The organism is Mycoplasmoides gallisepticum, from assembly GCF_900476085.1.
GTDB lineage: Bacteria > Bacillota_I > Bacilli_A > Mycoplasmatales > Mycoplasmoidaceae > Mycoplasmoides > Mycoplasmoides gallisepticum.
On sequence record NZ_LS991952.1, the window covers coordinates 624,051 to 642,447 of the forward strand.

Annotated in this window: 14 protein-coding genes and 1 pseudogene; all 15 read right to left on the reverse strand. The window is 33.4% G+C overall.

Going from position 1 to position 18,397, the window contains the following annotated elements:
* Positions 1-4: 4 nt before the first annotated feature.
* The gene (recA, locus tag D2833_RS02635) at positions 5-1,060 is read right to left on the reverse strand and encodes a recombinase RecA (RefSeq protein WP_011113721.1); all 1,056 of its coding nucleotides are present in this window, start codon (positions 1,058-1,060) and stop codon (positions 5-7) included.
* A gap of 606 nt (positions 1,061-1,666) precedes the next feature.
* A complete protein-coding gene (locus D2833_RS02645; protein ID WP_202795021.1) occupies positions 1,667-2,905 on the reverse strand; it encodes an IS256 family transposase in 1,239 nt (412 codons plus the stop codon).
* Between the two features lie 3 nt (positions 2,906-2,908).
* Positions 2,909-4,168 (reverse strand): annotated as a pseudogene (locus D2833_RS02650) (IS256 family transposase).
* Between the two features lie 293 nt (positions 4,169-4,461).
* Positions 4,462-4,923: a peptide-methionine (R)-S-oxide reductase MsrB gene (msrB, locus tag D2833_RS02660; protein WP_011113725.1), complete on the reverse strand. Its 462-nt coding sequence runs from the start codon at positions 4,921-4,923 to the stop codon at positions 4,462-4,464.
* Between the two features lie 102 nt (positions 4,924-5,025).
* Positions 5,026-6,630, reverse strand: a complete 1,605-nt coding sequence (groL, locus tag D2833_RS02665) for a chaperonin GroEL (RefSeq protein ID WP_011113726.1) — start codon at positions 6,628-6,630, stop codon at positions 5,026-5,028.
* Positions 6,630-6,923 carry a co-chaperone GroES gene (gene groES, locus D2833_RS02670; RefSeq protein WP_011113727.1) on the reverse strand — a complete coding sequence of 98 codons (294 nt, stop codon included), beginning with the start codon at positions 6,921-6,923 and terminating at the stop codon, positions 6,630-6,632. The genes groL and groES overlap by 1 nt, the downstream gene beginning before the upstream one ends.
* 9 nt (positions 6,924-6,932) lie before the next feature.
* Positions 6,933-8,459, reverse strand: a complete 1,527-nt coding sequence (gene pyk / locus D2833_RS02675) for a pyruvate kinase (RefSeq protein ID WP_011113728.1) — start codon at positions 8,457-8,459, stop codon at positions 6,933-6,935.
* A gap of 8 nt (positions 8,460-8,467) precedes the next feature.
* Positions 8,468-9,466 (reverse strand): ATP-dependent 6-phosphofructokinase, encoded by a 999-nt coding sequence (locus D2833_RS02680; protein ID WP_011113729.1) that lies wholly within the window; start codon positions 9,464-9,466, stop codon positions 8,468-8,470.
* Between the two features lie 37 nt (positions 9,467-9,503).
* Positions 9,504-10,499 (reverse strand): lipoate--protein ligase, encoded by a 996-nt coding sequence (locus D2833_RS02685; protein WP_011113730.1) that lies wholly within the window; start codon positions 10,497-10,499, stop codon positions 9,504-9,506.
* Between the two features lie 59 nt (positions 10,500-10,558).
* Positions 10,559-11,944, reverse strand: a complete 1,386-nt coding sequence (gene lpdA / locus D2833_RS02690; RefSeq protein ID WP_036447271.1) for a dihydrolipoyl dehydrogenase — start codon at positions 11,942-11,944, stop codon at positions 10,559-10,561.
* 16 nt (positions 11,945-11,960) lie between these two features.
* A complete protein-coding gene (locus D2833_RS02695) occupies positions 11,961-13,277 on the reverse strand; it encodes a dihydrolipoamide acetyltransferase family protein (protein ID WP_014574332.1) in 1,317 nt (438 codons plus the stop codon).
* 157 nt (positions 13,278-13,434) lie between these two features.
* Positions 13,435-14,412 carry an alpha-ketoacid dehydrogenase subunit beta gene (locus tag D2833_RS02700; RefSeq protein ID WP_011113733.1) on the reverse strand — a complete coding sequence of 326 codons (978 nt, stop codon included), beginning with the start codon at positions 14,410-14,412 and terminating at the stop codon, positions 13,435-13,437.
* Positions 14,413-14,436: 24 nt separating this feature from the next.
* Complete coding sequence (gene pdhA / locus D2833_RS02705) at positions 14,437-15,516, reverse strand: pyruvate dehydrogenase (acetyl-transferring) E1 component subunit alpha (protein WP_011113734.1); 1,080 nt, start codon at positions 15,514-15,516, stop codon at positions 14,437-14,439.
* Between the two features lie 60 nt (positions 15,517-15,576).
* Positions 15,577-16,995, reverse strand: a complete 1,419-nt coding sequence (locus tag D2833_RS02710) for an FAD-dependent oxidoreductase (RefSeq protein WP_011113735.1) — start codon at positions 16,993-16,995, stop codon at positions 15,577-15,579.
* A 169-nt stretch (positions 16,996-17,164) separates the two neighbouring features.
* The gene (locus D2833_RS02715; protein ID WP_011113736.1) at positions 17,165-18,331 is read right to left on the reverse strand and encodes an acetate kinase; all 1,167 of its coding nucleotides are present in this window, start codon (positions 18,329-18,331) and stop codon (positions 17,165-17,167) included.
* Positions 18,332-18,397 lie beyond the last annotated feature (66 nt).

Genomic DNA, 18,397 nt, shown 5'->3' on the forward strand with positions numbered 1-18,397 from the left:
TATATTATTGGCAATCTTTTAACTTATTTAATACCTCTGTCTTGATTAGTTTGTATAACTCTTCAGATTCACCTAATTTAGTGATTAAATTCGCTTTCCCTTGAGCTATTTTTTCTTTTTGGTATGAGAATCAACTACCTGATTGTTCAATAATTTGATAATCTATTGCTAGGTCAATAATTTCATTAACTTCACTGATTCCAGATTTGAAATAAAAGTCAATGTAAGTTGTAGTCATAGGTGTTGAAAGCTTGTTTTTAGTTATTGTCGCTTTTGATCTAATCCCTATTGCATTATTTGCAGCGTCTTTAATAATTTCAGCTCTTCTTAGTTCTAGTCTTGTTGACGAATAGAATTTCAGCGCTTTTCCACCAGTTGTAACCTCGGGATTACCAAACATAATTCCAACTTTTTCTCGTAATTGGTTAATGAAAATAACCGATACATTGTGTTTAGCTAATAATGGTTGAATTCTAGAAAGACCTCTAGACATCATTCTTGCATGTGTCCCCATTGTTTGGTCTTCCATCTTTCCTTCGATTTCAACTTTTGGCACTAAAGCAGCCACTGAGTCAACCACAATTAAATCGATTAGTTCAGTTTTAATTAAAGATTTTATGATTTCAAAACCTTGTTCACCATAATCTGGTCTAGCAATAATTAATTTTGTTAAATCTATTCCTAAACGTTTTACATATCTTAAATCTAATGCATGTTCAGCATCAATAAAAGCAACGCGCATATTTCTATCAATAGCCTGTTTAATTGTTGATAGAGCTAAAGTAGTTTTACCGCATGATTCGTTTCCATAAATCTCTACGATCCTACCTTTTATAAAACCATCTGTCCCTAGTGCATGATCTAATTTAATGCTTCCTGTAGAAATTGCTTCTAGGTCTTTTAACTCATCTTTTTCATTTAAATATATATTTGTTTTGCCAAATTTTTGTTGCAATAACTTTAACACATCGTAATTAGTTATATTTGTAATTCTGTCATTGTTTCTTTTACTGTTTTTAATGTTATTCATAATTTTGTCGTAATTCTTTTTATTAAACATATGTACAAAGTAACTTGTTAGGTAGGAAAAATTTTTGAATGCGTTCTGGTTAAAAAAAGATCAATTCTAAAAGCGATTAAAATTCAGGTCCTTGGATTTTTAAGGTTCTTTATAGAAGATCAAATTTAAGAAGAGTTTTTGATCTTATTAAATTCTTAACTATTTTATTAATTCCAAAAGAATAAACGGTAAAAATGTTCAAAAACAAAAAACTACATTTTTTGATCATTCTATGTGTGTATGTACCATTTTATAGATGACTCTTTAAATAAATATTTTAGAAATAGAAATACAATCATTTTAGATATAAAATCATTAAAATAATTAGTTGAAAAATCTCACTTTTACCGCACTTTTTTAAAATTTTTAGTTTTTTTTTAAAAAGTTTGTATTCATCTAAAAATAACTATATTTTTAAATTCAATTTTTTGATATTAAACTTCAGTGAACTAATATGATAAGATGTGGATTTAGTAGTTCTTAAAAAAATGGGCTTTTGAACATAAGGTGTTTTATTTACATAGTTCTTATCTTTAAAAAGAATTACTAACATAATCTCGAATCGGTAACGAAGCTAATTTTGTGTAATTGGATTTTTTCGAACTTTTAGTTTTTCTTAAGTAAGTTCGGAAATACATCCATTAACTCTTCATATATTCTATACCAATTTCTCACTCTATTACTTTTCTGATTTAGTTTTTTATATCTTGGATTGTAACCAAAATGTACATATAGGTCTAATAACAGCTGGTTTATGTTATTAAAAGACTTTTTAGCAGCTAGGAAACTCCCAATTACTGAATTATAGTTTTCAACCATGTTGCTGGTATAAACTAATGTCCGTAAAGCTTTAGAAAAGCTAAAGAGTTTTTCTATGTTGTCCATCGCTCTTTCGACAACTTCAACTGCGCGCTTGTTCGAACAGCCTCACTTATTTTTTAAATATTCAAAGCTGTGTTTTGCACTTTCTCAATTGTCTGCTCCATATATGTTTTTTAAGTCTCTTAAAAAATCGGACTTCATAGAATGAGATACATATTTTGCAGCATTTCTAATCATATGAACCGTGCAAGTAATATGCATTGCTTTTGGATAAACGTTTTCAATCGCTTCTTTCAAACCCTTTAAACCATCTGAAACAATAATACATGTTTCAGACAAGCCGCGTTCTTTCAAATTATCAAGAATGTTCATTCATTCTGTAGCAGATTCGGTGTTACTTACGTATAGTGCTATAAGCTCTTTTTGACCATCCGCATTGATTCCTACCACGACATAAAGCGTTTTATTTACGTACTTTGAGCGTCCGCCTTCTTCAGTTTTGATCTTAAAAACCTTACCGTCAATCATTATGATTGGGTAGTTGTTTTCTAGCGGTCTTTCGTGCCAATCGCGCATCTCATCTTGAACAGTTTGGATACAATTTGAAATTACGCTAGGACTTACTTTGAATCCATATATTGACGTTATTTGATCAGCGATTTCATTATTTGACAAACGAGTAGAAGCTAAAGAAAGAACATCTAAGATAAACTTATCATGGATAATTCTTTTATATTTCGGGATAATTTGAGAGTCTTGATTTTCACCACGAATTCTTTTCATTTTTATGGGAATTTCTTCTTGCCCTCACTTAACATTTCTGGTGTATGAGCCGTTTTGATACACATTCTCATCATTATCAGCATTTTCTCTTAATAACTCTAGTTTGCCAACATGTTCACCATCAACCAGAGCCTGTAAAACAGGCTTGGTAATATAATCAGTGATGTTTAATAGTTGTTTTCCACTACTAGGACCAAATTGGGTAACGAAGCTAATTTTGTGTAATTGGATTTTTTCTAACTTTTAGTTTTTCTTAAGTAAGTTCGGAAATACATCCATTAACTCTTCATATATTCTATATCAATTTCTCACTCTATTACTTTTCTGATTTAGTTTTTTATATCTTGGATTGTAACCAAAATGTACATATAGGTCTAATAACAGTTGGTTTATGTTATTAAAAGACTTTTTAGCAGCTAGGAAACTCCCAATTACTGAATTATAGTTTTCAACTATGTTGCTGGTATAAACTAATGTCCGTAAAGCTTTAGAAAAGCTAAAGAGTTTTTCTATGTTGTCCATCGCTCTTTCGACAACTTCAACTGCGCGCTTGTTCGAACAGCCTCACTTATTTTTTAAATATTCAAAGCTGTGTTTTGCACTTTCTCAATTGTCTGCTCCATATATGTTTTTTAAGTCTCTTAAAAAATCAGACTTCATAGAATGAGATACATATTTTGCAGCATTTCTAATCATATGAACCGTGCAAGTAATATGCATTGCTTTTGGATAAACGTTTTCAATTGCTTCTTTCAAACCCTTTAAACCATCTGAAACAATAATACATGCTTCAGACAAGCCACGTTCTTTCAAATTATCAAGAATGTTCATTCATTCTGTAGCAGATTCGGTGTTGCTTACGTATAGCGCTATAAGCTCTTTTTGACCATCCGCATTGATTCCTACCACGACATAAAGCGTTTTATTTACGTACTTTGAGCGTCCACTTTCTTCAGTTTTGATCTTAAAAACTTTACCGTCAATCATTATGATTGGGTAGTTGTTTTCTAGCGGTCTTTCGTGCCAATCGCGCATCTCATCTTGAACAGTTTGGATACAATTTGAAATTACACTAGGACTTACTTTGAACCCATACATTGACGTTATTTGATCAGCGATTTCATTGTTTGACAAACGAGTAGAAGCTAAAGAAAGAACATCTAAGATAAACTTATCATGGATAATTCTTTGATATTTCGGGATAATTTGAGAGTCTTGATTTTCACCACGAATTCTTTTCATTTTTATGGGAATTTCTTATTGCCCTCACTTAACATTTCTAGTGTATGAGCCGTTTTGATACACGTTCTCATCATTATCAGCATTTTCTCTCAATAACTCTAGTTTGCCAACATGTTTACCATCAACGAGAGCCTGTAAAACAGGCTTAGCAATATAATCAGTGATGTTTAATAGTTGTTTTCCACTACTAGGACCAAATTGTTTTACAAATTCAACAATTAATTTTTGAATCTGTTTCATTTGTTCGTCTTTTGAATTCATTTTTGATTACCGTTTATAAAATTATATTAACCTTTCTTTTTTGAGTTAATTAATTGTTTTACACAAAATTGAATTCGGTGCCCTCGAATCACAAGAATCTTTAATAAAACTATCAACAACTATATTTCTTCAAAAAACATCATAAAAAATAAAGTTGTTCTCTTTTAAAAATAATTAAAAACATGCGTAAAATCGATGTTTTTTTTGTTCTATAAAGTTCAGCTAAAAAAAAGATATTTGAATTAAAAAAAAGATCCATTTGTATGGATCTTTTTTTAGTATTAATTTGAATCTTAATGTTTTGCTTCTTGATCTAAGATGGCGATAAATTCTTCATAACCTGCCTTCTTTAAATCTTCGTAAGGGATAAACTTTAATGAAGCAGAGTTAATACAATATCTTAACCCACCCTTATCAGTAGGACCATCAGTAAATACATGACCTAGGTGACTGTCAGAGTTTTTTGCGCGCACTTCTACTCTAACCATATTATGTGATAAATCTTTAACTTCATTAATTAATGATTTAGCAATCGGGTGGCTGAATGCAGGTCAACCACAACCTGAGTCATATTTATCAGTTGATAAAAATAGTGGTTCACCAGTTGTAATATCAACATAGATCCCTTTTTTAAAATTCTGGTCATACTCATTAGTATAAGGACGTTCAGTAGCAGAATTCTGGGTTACATCAAATTGTAATGGTGTTAATTCTTTTTTCAGAACTTCAATTGGCTTTTTTTTGTATTTTTTCATCTTGTCTTTATTATAGGTTTGATTATGAAATAAAAAAAATTAATCTTTAAACAATACTTTGTTCAAAGATTAATTTGTTGATTGGAGATTAATTAATTCCTATTATAGGTGATTTAAGCTTGGTTTTTCTTCTTTTAATTCGTCATTAATAGCTACTTCAGTAGTAATTAGTAATGCAGCTACTGAACAAGCTTTTTCTAATGCAGTTTTGGTTACTTTAGTTGGATCAATAATTCCGTTATTAATCATATTAACAAATTCGTTGGTTTCAGCATTATAACCATAACCTAGTTGTTTACTATTTATGATGTTATTAATAATTTTTGAGCTATTTTGCCCTGCATTTTCAATAATTTGTCGTGCTGGAGCTGTTAATGAAGAACGAACGATCTCATAACCTAAAGCGATTTCAGGATTTGATTCTTTAACTTGTTTTAGTACTTCAATTGCATTCATTAATGCAATTCCACCACCAGCAACGATTCCTTCTTCAACTGCAGCCTTAGTTGAGTTTAGTGCGTCTTCAATTCTTAATTTTAGTTCTTTTTGAGCAACTTCAGTCGCACCACCAACGTGAATTACTGCTACTCCATTTGATAGGTTAGCAATTCTTTTAGTGATTCGTTCTTTATCATATTTAGAAGTTAAATTAGCTGATTTAGCTTTTAAATTATTTAAGTATTTAGCTAAAACATCTTTGTGACAAGCACCATTGATCACTGTAGTTTTATCTTTAGAGATGATCACTTTTTCCGCTGAACCTAGTTTGTTTAATTCAAGATCTTTGAATTCGATTCCTGCAGCACTATCAACTAAGATCGTATTAACACTGATTGCTAGATCTTCTAATGTGTTTTTTTGTGCTTCACCAAATTCAGCACACTTAACACTAACAACATTTAAAGTGCCGCGTAATTTGTTAATTGCTAATGCAGTTACTACATCTTCAGCAATATCACTAGCAACGATTAATAACGGTGCAGATGATTCAACACTAGCTTCAAGTAATGGTAAGATCTCTTTAACTGTATTAATCTTATTAAGTGAAACTAAGATCTTAGGATTAGCTAATTCACTTAACATCTTTTCAGAATCAGTTACCATATATGGTGAAGAATAACCACCCTTGAACTCTAAACCATCAGTTGTGTCTAAAGTGGTATCAAATGATTTGGCATCATCGATTGAGATCACACCACTTGGACCAACGATGTCCATTGCTTTAGCAATCAGTTCACCAATAAACTTTGATCCAGATGAGATCGCACCAACTTGGGTGATCTCATCGATTGATTTAATTGGTTTTGAAACACTTGTTAAGTATTCTGAAACTAATTTAGCCGCATTCTCGATCCCAATTCTTAGATTGACTGGGTTAGTGCCATTATTAATTGCTTCGATCGCTTTGTTAACGATCTCATGAGTTAAGATCGTAGCTGTTGTTGTTCCATCACCCGCAATATCATTAGTTGAGATCGCAGCTTCAGCAATCAGTTTAGCACCCATATTTTCAACGGGATCTTTTAGTTCGATCTCACGTGCAATCGTTACTCCATCATTAACGATTAATGGTGCACCGTATTTTTTTTCAATTAAAGCATTTCTTCCCTTAGGACCTGCTGTAATCTTTACTGCTTTAGCTAACTTATTAATTCCTTCTAATAATTTTGCTCTAGCTTGTTGTTCAAATGTTAATTCTTTTGCCATTATCTAATTACCCCAATGATTTCTTCATAACTTAAGATCTTATAAGTTTTATCATTAACTACGATCTCTGTCCCTGAATATTCCTTAAAATAAACATGGTCATTAACCTTAATTTGATAATCAACTTTTTGTTGTTTAGCATAGATCATCCCATCACCCAAAGCGATTACTAAACCTTTGGTTGATGTCGCTTTGTCAGGGTTTTGAATAGTTGTAATGATCCCTAATTTTGAAGTTTTTGCTTCAGCTAAAACTTCAACTAAAACATTATCGTGTAGTGGTTTAATATTCATATTAGTTTCTTATTTTAGTAATACAAAGTTAGTCTTATTATCTGGTTTAATTTCAAATAGTTCTGAATAGTGTAAGATTGCTTTCTTAGCAACTAGTTGGTAATTACTTAATGCTTTTGTAAGATCATCCACCTTATAAGTGAACACCCCATAATCAACACCATGACCTGTATATACGTTTTGATCATCAGTAACAATAATTACACTAGCAGCCAACTTAGCATTAGATAAAGCAAAGATCTCTTCACGGTTGTTGGTAAAATGCACTAAGAAGTGGGTTGAGAAATCTTCGTTTTCAATCTCACGATTTGGACAGATCTTTTTAGCTATATCTAAGACTCTTTCACCAAAAGCGGTCTTACATACATCTGTCATTGGGAAATAGTGAGTAATTGCACGTTTGTAGTCAAACAATAGTTCTGATTGCTTGTTGATCTTTTTCATTGTTTCAACAGCAATAATCGGATACATCCCATTCGCTGTTTCACCTGATAACATCGTTGCATCACAACCACGTTCAACAGCAAAGAAGACATCAGTTACTTCAGCACGAGTTGGTTGAACGTTTTTTTCTAGTGAATCTAACATTTGGGTGGCTACGATCACACGTTTATTCTTAAAACGGCAAGCTTTAATAATGTATTTTTCCCAGTAAGGTACTTCATAATAAGGGATCTCTAAACCAAGATCACCTCTAGCCACCATCACACCATCACTAACATCAATAATCTCATCAAGATTTTTGATTGCGTGACGTGTTTCAACCTTAGCGATCACTTGAACGTGTTCCATTCCATATTGTTTTAAGATCGCTTTAATCTCATAGATATCATCAGCACTATTAACAAATGATGCTGCAATATAATCAACTTTATTCTTTAGACCAAAGGTAATATCGTTGTAATCTTTTTGTGATAAGAATGGGATCGAATATTTAGCATTTGGTAAGTTGATACGCTTTTTGGTGATGATCTTATGTTCATTTTTAGCGATTGCTCTAATGTATGAAAAGTCTTCAGCCACCTCAATTACTTGTAAGGTTAATTTCCCATCATCAACTAAAACGATCGAACCTAAAGAAACATCTTTAGCCATATTGTATTTCTTAGATGAATCTGAGACAGAAAACTCAGTGGCATTACCAACGATCTCGCGATTAGTATAGATCTTAACGATCTGATCTTTTTTAACGGTATTGTCTGTTTCTGAGATCTGATTTAATCTGATCTCAGGACCGTTAGTGTCAAGCATAATTGAGATTGGTAAGTTTAATTCATTAGCCACACTTCTAGCTAAGATCATTCTTACAGCTTGCTCTTCTTGATTTCCGTGAGAAAAGTTTAAACGGACTGTGCTCACACCATTTAAGAACAGTTGTCTTAAATTTTCCTTAGCTTTTTGCACGATCTCTTGTTTTGATGGATCTTCAAGATCAGCTAAACTAAATAGTTTATATGTAATTGAAGGACCACAAGTGGCTACTATCTTTGTCTTTTTTAAAAAGTTTAAATCGAAATCTTTATGTTTCTTATTCATATCTTAAATTAAAAACCACCGTTTATTCTATTGCTTAAATTAATTAATTTGATTCTTGAAGGATTACGTTTATTTAGTGCTTCTTGGAAATTGTAAGCTACGATCTCATCCCCACTTAAACCTAAAACAACGCCGTATCTTTGTTCGTTAATACATTCAAACGCTTTAATCGCAAATTTCATGGCTAGAATCCGTTCCATCGGTGTGGGAACTTGACCACGTTGACCGTAGGTTAAGATATTAAGATTAGTTTTAATTCCTAACTGATCATTAATCTGTTGGGCGATCGTTTTTAAACTATCCCTGCCATCTTCACCATAAATATGTTCACAAACGATCACAGTAAATGTGCGTTTGTGATCTTGTAACATTCTTTTAGCAGCAAGATCTACGATCTCTTGGGTTGTTTTGATATTTTCTGAGGTAATTACTAGATCAGCTTTAGTTGCAAGTGCTGCATAAACTGCTAAATCCCCACAATGACGTCCCATCACTTCAGAGATCGATACCCGGTTGTGAGAAACACTAGTTGAGATGATCTCTTGAATCGTTCTAGTAATATGTTCTAATGCTGAATAAAAACCGATTGTGTAATCTGATGAAGATACATCATTATCAATCGTTCCAGGCATCACAATCACATTAATCCCCATCTCAGATAATAGTTTTGCGCCTTGATATGAACCATCACCACCGATCACTACTAACGTATCGATTTTTTTTGCTTTAAGGTTACTTACTGCTTTTTTTCTTACTTCAAGATCTTTGAATTCAACTAATCTTGCTGAATAAATAAACGTTCCCGAATCAAAGAAATGGTCGATCACTTCTTGTTGGTTAGCAAGAACGATCTGATCTTCAACTAAGCCTTTATAACCTTCATAAACTAAGTAAGGTTGAATATTATTAATGATCGCTTGTTGAACTAACCCATAAATTGCTGGATTCATTCCTGGAGAATCTCCTCCAGAAGTTAAGATCGCAATTCGTTGTGTTTGAATGGCCATAATATAATGTTTTTAATCCTTTTAAAATTATAATAAATTATTTGTTGTCAAACAATAAGCTCAACAATTCTTCTTTAGTGATAGTTCCTAAATAAAGCGGAAGATCAAATTGATCTAAAACTTGACTGAAACTTTGATAATCAAACTTGGTGTTTTGGAGTTTTTCTTCGATCTCTTCGATCTGTTTCACACTTAAAAAATCACCATTAAATTTAATCTGTTTAATCACACCTTGGTCGGTGTTTAAACTTAGTTCTAACTCACCTCCACTAAAGCGCTTTTTATTATTAAATTTGTATTCTTGTGATGAACCATAGATCCATTCCCAACTTTTGAAGTGGTTATTAGCACGATCTTTAATCCATTGTTTGGCTTGATCGTCTAAAACGATCTTAGTTAAGTTGTACTTTTTAAAGTAGAACTTAATTAGTTCATCAATAAATCAAGTAACTGATCTTTTTTCTTGTAAATGATCAATGATATTAGTAACGCGTTTTTTGATCGAATCAATCCCCTTAGCTTGGATCTTAGCTTTATCAACGTGTAAGTATTTAGCTAACTTACTCATATCAGTGTTATATAACAACGTTCCGTGATGTAAGATCTTATCTTGATAAAGGTATTGCGCTGTTCCTGAGAACTTCATTCCTTCGATCTCTAGATCGTTTCTTCCTTTGAACGTCGCATTAATCTTTAATGAATTTAAGAATTCAATAATCGGTTGAGCGAAGAACTGATAAGCGTTAGCACGTTTTTCATCTAAATAATCAATGTAAGAATAACAGATATTACCAAGATCTTGGAACACCGTTCCTCCACCTGAAAAGCGGCGGATTAGATTTATCTTATCTTTAGTAGTTTCGTTTGTATTAATCTGAGCTAACGTATTTTGGTTTCTACCAATAAAGATCGTATCAGCATTTTGCCAGATATAAATGATTGGTAAAGAAAGATTTAAGTGTTTTAATAAGTATTCTTCAGTTGCTGCATTAATATAGCAATTGTTAGAATCTGATAAGTAAAAATGGGCCATAACTGTTTATATTTGATAAAAAACCCTTGTGCAAGGGCCTTTTATCTGAATGATTAGTTTTAGTGTTTTTTGTTGAAGTGGTTATAAATTGCTTGTTTAGCACATTCTGAGATGATTTCAGCAATTGTTGGGTGTGGGTGAATTGCTTGTTCTAATTCGAACACTGTTAGTTCATTTTCCATTGCTAAAGCAATTTCAGAGATCATATCACTAGCAGTAGAAGCAATCAAGACACATCCTAAGATCTCACCATACTTCTTACCGAACATGAATTTAATGAATCCTTCAGTTGAACCATCAGCAATCGCTTTACCATTAACTGCCATTGGCATCTTAGAAACCACATATTCAATGTTCTTTTCTTTTAATTGTTGTTCAGTATAACCAATTGTTGCGATCTCTGGGTAAGTATAAATACATCCAGGAGTGGTTAGTGAACTTAATTTCTTTGTCTTACGATTTAAGATCGTATCAACAGCATATAATGCTTGGTGGTACGCATAATGAGCTAGCATGATCTGACCAGCAGCATCACCAATCACATAGATTGAATCAGTTGAAGTTTGTAACTTGTCGTTTAATTTAATGCGGTTGCGATCATCTCTTGCTACGTTGAATGATCCAAAAACTTGATCATTAACTACCCGACCAACTGATTCTAGGATATATTGAGAAGGTAGTTGGTAAGCTGTGCCATTATCTTCATAGATAATTGCGTTGTTTTGGTAACCTAAAATCTTGGCATTATAAACAACATTAACGCCTAATGATTTCATGCGTTTAGCAATGAAATCACTTGCATCTTGATCTAATAATTCGCATAAACGATCAACAGCTTGTAAGATCGTTACTTTAGTACCTAATGAAGCGTATAACATCGCAAATTCGATCCCAATTACACCCCCACCGATCACAACTAATGATTGAGGGATTTGTGGTAATTCAAGTGCTTTAGTTGACTCAATGATCACACCTTCAGCACGACCTTGGTCAAACCCTGGAAGTGGTAATTTTCTTGGTGAAGAACCAGTGGCAACGATAATATCTTTTGTTGTAAATGTTTGGTTGTTTACAGTTACTGTATGACCATCAACAATTCTAGCTTCACCTACGATCGTATCAGCTTTAGCTACTTTTAAGATCGTTTTTACCCCGTTAACTAGCTTATTAACAACAGCTTCTTTTCTTTTTAAGATATTTGCTCAGTTAACAGATAATTGATTATTAACTAAATCTAGTCCGTATTCAGCTGCTTTTTCAATGTAGTGTTTAACTTTAGAAGATTGTAGTAATGTTTTAGTTGGAATACAACCAACATTTAAACAAACCCCACCATAAGTTCCACGTTCAATTACTAAAGTTTTAAGACCGTTTTTTGCAGCATGTTCACCAGCTACATAACCACCAGGTCCAGCACCGATAACAATTAGATCGTAATTATACATATTAAGTACCAATTAATTAAATTAGTAAACCGTTAAGATTTTCAACGATTTCTTTTAATGTTTTAGCAAATCTACCGATATCAGCACCATCGATTCATCTGTGGTCAGCTGCAATTGTAATTGGCATAATTTGCTTAATTACGATTTGGTTTTCAGGAGTTCTTGCTAATTTTTCTTCTACTGTACCAGTAGCAATAATTGCAACTTCTGGGAATTTAATAATTGGTGTACCAAATAAAGCCCCGATTGAACCAAAGTTAGTTACACTGATTGTACCATCAGCTAAATCAGCTAAACCGATCTTCTTAGAACGAGCTTTTTCAGCTAAATTGTTTACTTCTCTAGCAAGTTCAATCACTGATTTGTCTTGTGCTGATTTAATGTTAGGAACCATTAAACCATCAGCAGTATCAACAGCAATACCTAAGTTAATCTTTTTCTTTAATACTAAACGGTTGCTAGCTTTGTCGTAGTGAGAGTTGAAAATTGGGTGAGCAACTACAGCTTTAGTAATTGCTTTCAATAAGAATGGTAAGAATGATAATTTAACGTTGTAGCTTGCTAATACAGCATCCTTAACTTGCTTACGGTATGATACTAATTTAGTTACATCAAAGTTGAATGTTAAAACAGTTGCTGGAATTTCTTCGTGAGCAGTAGTCATTGCTTTAGCAATTGCTTTTCTAATTGATGTAATTTCTTTGTAAGTTTCGTTATCGTTTGCAGCTACACTAGCAGCTGGTGAACTTTGTTGAGCTGATGCAAATACATCGCTTGAGAATATTTTAGCACCGTTAGCAGGTGTTACGTTGTGTAAATTTACATTTAAATCACTAGCAACAGCTTGAGCTAAAGGAGTCGCAACTGGAACTGGAGTTGGCGCAAAAGCTGGAGTAGGAGCTGGTGTTGGAGTACTTGCAGCGCGTTGATCACCAAATAATCCAAATAAAGTGTTTGAAACTTTAACTTCACCTACAACTGAAGCACCACCACCACCACCACTAGGAGCAGCTTCAGCAGGAGTAGGAGCTGGTGTAACAGCTGGAGTAGGAGCTACAAAAGCTGGAGTAGCAGGTGCAGCAGCTGGAGCTGATGAACCATCACCGTTTAAAACAAGCATCACTTCACCAACGTGAACAGTTTGTCCTACTGATGCAAGGATCGCAGTAACTTTTCCACCTTCAGGAGCTGGTAAGTCAGTTGTAACCTTATCAGTTTCAACTGAAAACATTGGGTCACCTTCTTTAATTGTGTCACCTACTTTAACATAGATTTGAGCAACAACACCTTCGTGTAGCCCTTCACCAACGTCTGTAAATTTATATTCAAACATGTTTGTTTTATCTTTCTATTTTTATATTATGAAAATTCTATTGTTAATTATAAATCAAATAATTATTTCGAGATTTATTTGCGACTTTTTTACGTAAACAAATATCGTTTTTATTAACGCGTGAGATTAATAAAAACGATAAATATTATTTAAAAAACTAAGCTAGTAATTCGTTAATTGCGTCAACTGTTCTCTTCTTAAGATCAAATTGAATTGCTTCACCTTTTGCTAAAGGAACAGTAATGTCAAATCCAGTTACACGAACTGGAGCTTTCTTTAAGCTGCTGTGTAGTGTTTCACTAACTCTAGCCATAATTTCAGCACTTACACTGAATGATTTAACAGCTTCGTGAACAACTAGTAAACGACCAGTTTTTTGTACTGAACCTAAAACTGTGTTTCAGTCAATTGGTGAGATTGTTCTTAAGTCGATTAATTCAAGATCACCTGCCGGGTATTGGTTAACGATTTCAAGAGTGTCAATTACATTAGCACCGTAAGTTACGATCGTTAATTTGCTACCTTGAGTTAATACGTTAGCCTTACCGATCTCAACAACGTATTCACCAGCTGGAATTTCTTGCTTGAATGAACGGTATAACTTCTTAGGTTCAAAGAACACAACTGGGTCTGGATCGTTAATTGCAGCTAACATTAATCCCTTAGTGTCATAAGGATTACATGGCATAACTACTTTAACACCTGGAATGTGAGCATAGATCGCTTCTAATGATTCAGAGTGGTGCTCTAAAGCTTTAATTCCTCCACCCATTGGCATTCTAATTACGATTGGAGCGTTAAGTTTTCCTCTACTTCTGTTTCTAATTCTTGCAGCGTGACAGAATAGTTGTTGCATTGCTGGGTAACTGAAACCAGAGAACTGAATTTCAACGATTGGTTTTAATCCAGCATATGAAGCACCAATAGCAGCACCAGTCATAGCAGCTTCTGAGATCGGAGTATCTCATACTCGATCAGCACCGTGTTTTTGTTGTAGGCCTTTAGTTGCTCTAAACACACCACCTTCAAAACCAGCGTCTTGACCGTATAATACCACACTCTTGTCTTTTGAAAGCGCAATATCTAAAGCGTTGTTTAAAGCTTCGATATTATTTACGATAATTTTATCACTCATTGTGTATATTCTCCAATTTAAGAATTATTTGTCTCCAAAGTATTTTTTAGCTACTGCTTTTTGTTCAACTAAGTTTTGTGGTAAAGTTGCGTAAGTGTGATCAAAAACGTCATCAACTGTAGTTTGAATGTGTTGAAGCATAACATCGTATTCCTCACTGATCTTAGCTTCGATCTGTTCAAACATTGTTTTTTCTTTAGCTTCGTCTCATAGACCTTTAGCTGTTAAGAATTTCTTAATTCTTGCGATTGGATCTGATTTCTTAGCTTCTTCTTCTTCTTGTTTAGTTCTGTAAACTGAAGGGTCATCTGAAGTTGTGTGAGGACCTTGACGGTAAGTTACAAATTCAACAAAGATTGGTCCCATACCACTTCTAGAGTATTCAATTGCTTCTAACATTGCATCATAACATGCTAATAAGTCGTTACCATCAACTCTTACTCTTGGCATATTAACAGCAATCGCTTTAGTTGATAGGTCACTAACTGCACTTTCTAAGTTAGTTCTTGTAGAGATCGCATATTGGTTGTTGTTTACACAGAAGACAGTTTGTCACTTGTGAATTGAAGCAAGGTTCATTGCTTCATAGAATTCACCTTCAGCAGTACCACCATCACCGATGAAAGTAACAGCAGCAGCTCTTTCTTTATTTTGTTTTAGTGCATAACCAATCCCTGCAGCTTGAGAGTATTGAGCACCAATAGTAATGTTAATTGGGATAACTCTTACACCTTCATCAAAAACGTTACCTTTTTCATTACCGTTTCAGTAAAGCATTAATTGGTAAGGCTTAACCCCTCTGTGAAGCATTAAAGCACCTGATCTGAAAGCTGGTACTAATCAGTCTTTCTTAGTCATTGCAAGTGATGTACCTAGTTGTAATGCTTCTTCGCCTATGTTAGGAGCTAATGTCAACATCTTACCTGAACGTTGTCAAGTTAACATCTTCTTGTCAAGTTCTCTTGATAAGTTCATGTAGTAGTAAGCTTCGATCACTCTTTCGTCTGATAGCTTTTGTACATAACTAGGATCGATTACCCGTCCTTCATTGTCAATTACTCTATGTAAAAGTTCAGGAATTTTGTTTTTAACAATAATTGCCATATCTTGTCTGTTTTCCTTAAGTTTGTATTAATTTAATTGTAATTTAATTATCTTTAAAACCTATTTTTTAATGCTTTCTTTGAAGTAATTTAATCCTAAAGCTTGTAGAATTGCACTAATGATAAAGTTAAATGGTTTGTTGTAGTGAGGTAAGAAGAATACATCAGCGAATGCAACATCAACTAATGTTAATTTTCTTTGAATTGCTAATGCTAATAAGTAAATAACTTCAGAGTGGTTATTTTTAGTTGAACCTACTTGAGCACCTAATAATCTTAGAGTTTTAGGATCATATACTAATTTAATCTTCACTCTGTCATAAGTGTTCATTCATTCTGGACGGTCAGCATCTTCAAAGTATGAAGCTACAGCTTGGATTCCACGAATTTTAGCAACTTCTTCTGAGATTCCAGTTGATGCTAAGTGGTGACCAAATACGTGGATCGCGTTTGTACCAACAACGTTTTCTAACTTAATGTTAGTCATACCATTAATGTGAGAAGCAGCTACCACACCAGTTTTAACTGCGTTAGTTGCTAAGTCGATGTTTTGGTATTCACCAGTTGCTGCGTTCATAATTGCAGCAGCACCACCGATTGCATATACATCTTTAACAGAAGTTTGACAGTATTGGTCAATAATTAAAGCACCGTTTTTCACTTTGTGAGCGTCAGCTAAAAGTGATGTGTTTGGTAAGAAACCGATACATTGAATTACTAAGTCAGCTTCTACTTTAGTTTGAACGCCATCTTTTTCTAAAGTAATTCCACGGATCACTTTTTTGCCACCTTCAGTGTCAACTAAGTATCCCATTACTTTAGTTCCGCATCTAACGTCAACTCCTTCTTTTTTCATAGTTGTCATTAGATCTGTACCAAATTCTTTATCAAAGTAGTTAGCTGCTGGTCTTGGTAACATATCAACTAATAATGTTTTCTTACCTTTTTGGTGAGCAGCTTCAACTAATTCAACCCCAATGTAACCTGCACCGATTACAACGATATTATTAACATCAGGTTTTTTGAATTGGTCAATAATTTCTAAAGCGTGTTGGTAAGTTTTACAAGCAACTAAACCTTCGATTCCACCACAGTATTTTTCAGTGAAAGGAAGACTAGCATCAGCTGTTGTAATTGGTCAAGCACCAGTAGCTAAGATTAGCTTGTCATAACTTTCTTCAAAAGTTGAGTTCTTTTCTAAATTACAAACAACAACAACCTTTCTATTGTGATCCACTGAAAGCACTTCGTGTTTCATGTGAACTTTTGCACCCATTGATCTAAGTTGTTCTGGGTTTGAGTAGAATAAATCAGTTGTATCTTTAACTACACCACTAACAGCTAAAGCAATACCACATCCTAAGAAAGAGATATTGTCATTGCGGTCGAATGCTACTACATCTAATTTAGGATTTTCCGCTAACATCGTGCGAATCGCAGACGTACCAGCGTGGTTAATTCCTACTACAATAACTTTCATTTTTTATTTTTTATCCTTGTGAATTTCTATTCTAATAAAATTTTAATAATAGATATACTAAATATAATTTAATATTATTTTTAAACTAGTTTTTTTCAAAACAAAGTATGAAAATTGGTAAAAGTATCTATCACCTTATTTTCTTATAGATATTGACAAATAAAATAATTTATTTAGACAAACGAACAACATCACGCATAATCATGATCTCTTCGTTTGTTCTTACTTGATAAACGTTCAGTTGACTCTTGTCATCAGATAGTTTTCTATAGTCTGAATACTTTTGTTCAAAAGCTTTTGGATCTAATGAAACTTTTAATAAATGAACTTTGTTAACAACTTCTTGGATGATTAAGCTTGCATTTTCTCCAACACCTGCAGTGAATACTAAACCATCGATCGATGCATTGATTTGGTTTGCATACTTAAGAATGTAATCAGCAACTCTTTGAGTGTAGACATCTAATGTTAGTTGGGTTTTAGGTAAGTTGCTAGTCACATCTCGCATATCAGCATAACTAGATAAACCTAATAGTCCTGATTTCTTGTTTAGATCATCAATTACTTGATCTAGTGTTTTATTTGTTTGCTTAGCAATGTATTGAACAACTGATGGGTCGATATCACCACTTCTAGTACCCATTACTAAACCTTCTAATGGGGTGAAACCCATTGAAGTGTTGATTGATTTTGAATCCTTGATTGCTGCAATTGAAGCGCCATTCCCTAAGTGACAAATTACTAAATTTACCGCTTTTTTATTTAATAATTGTTCAAAACGCTTAGTTACATAACGATAGCTTGTCCCGTGATAACCATATCTTCTAACTAAGTGTTTTTCTTTTCATTCACGAGGGATTGCATATTCATATGCAACTTCTGGCATTGATGTGTGGAATGATGTATCAAAAACTGCTACGTTCTTAGCTTTTGGAATTAGTTTTTGCACAACATCAATTACATCTGCCTCTGGCTTGTTATGTAGTGGCGCAAGCTTGGCTAATTCATAGATCTTTTCTAACACTTGAGGAGTAATTAAAGTTGAATCAGTTCAATAAGCACCTTGTACAACACGGTGACCAACACCAACAATCTCACTTAAGTCATTAATTACCTTATGTTTCTTTAATGATTCTAATAGATGAGTTAAAGCTTCTTTATGAGTGGGAAAAGCTGAATTACCTTCATCTTTACTACCATCTTCAAATTCGTATTTAAAAGCACCATCAATAAAGATTCTTTCACATAAACCTTTAGCTAGTACTTTTTCATTAGCATCGTATAGTTGAAACTTAATTGAACTTGACCCAGCGTTAATTACTAAGATTTTATTCATTGCTATCTTTGTCCTTGTTTGTTATCTTGTTTAAAAATTAATATCTTTAATAATAAAATATCGATT